This is a genomic window from Halopseudomonas sp. 4NH20-0008 (genome assembly GCF_057548395.1).
On the sequence record NZ_BAAJMD010000040.1, the window covers coordinates 1 to 971 of the forward strand.

Genomic DNA, 971 nt, shown 5'->3' on the forward strand with positions numbered 1-971 from the left:
GTACCCAGCTTGATATGCTGGCTGGTACCCACGGTCAGATGATCATTGGCCTTGATCTCGGTTTTGCGCTCGCCGTGGGTGGTGTGGTGCTCTTCAGCCATGAATTCGCTGTAGCTGTTGGCCTCCACACGGTCATGGCGTTCGTTGCCGACGCGGATCTTCTGGTCGTTCTCGATGTTCTCGTCCCAGTCGCGCTGGGCGTGCAGGTAGATCTGTTCTTCGCCTTGCTTGTCTTCGATGCGCAGTTCGTTGTAGCCACCACCGCCGCCACCGGGGGCGCTGCTCAGGGTTTTGAACACGCTGCGGGTCTTGTGTGCTGGTAGCGCGTAGGGCGTGGGATGGCCCTTGTGGTACAGGCAGCCGGTGACCAGCGGTTGATCCGGGTCGCCTTCGAGGAAGGTGATCAGCACTTCCATGCCGATGCGGGGGATGGCGATGCCGCCATATTGATTACCGGCCCAGCTTGAAGAGACTCTGAGCCAGCAACTGGTCTGTTCGTCGGCCTGACCTTCACGGTCCCAGTGAAACTGCACCTTGATGCGGCCGTATTGATCGCAGTGAATCTCTTCGCCAGCCGGGCCGGTGACGACCGCCGTCTGGCTGCCGAGTACCTTGGGCTTGGGGTGGTTCAGTTGTGGTCTGAACGGCACATCCCAGGGCGTGGCGGTGAGCTGGTTGCGGTAGCCCTGGGTAAAACCGTCTTCGGCTCGGACGTCACTGGTGACGGATTCTTCCAGCACCTGGGGTTGTTTGCCTTCGTGGCGAATCCCGGTAATCAGCCACAGGTCGTTCCAGTCGGCTCTGGGGTGGTCGGACAGGGTCAGGAAATGGCCACTGATCAGGCTGGGCACATCGCTCTTGCCTTCAGCCAGGCGGTAGTCACTGCGGTGCCGCTCCAGTGTGCGTTTGGCCAGGTGTTTGCCGCGGGCGCGTTCTGTGAACAGGCCGGGGTAGTCGTAGTCTTCCAGGTC

Annotated in this window: 1 protein-coding gene; it reads right to left on the bottom strand. The window is 61.1% G+C overall.

Translation table 11 applies throughout. The features are described 5' to 3' along the window. On the bottom strand, positions 1 to 971 hold a 971-nt coding region (gene tssI / locus AC27HQ_RS16925), incomplete at both ends, for a type VI secretion system tip protein TssI/VgrG (protein ID WP_487157368.1).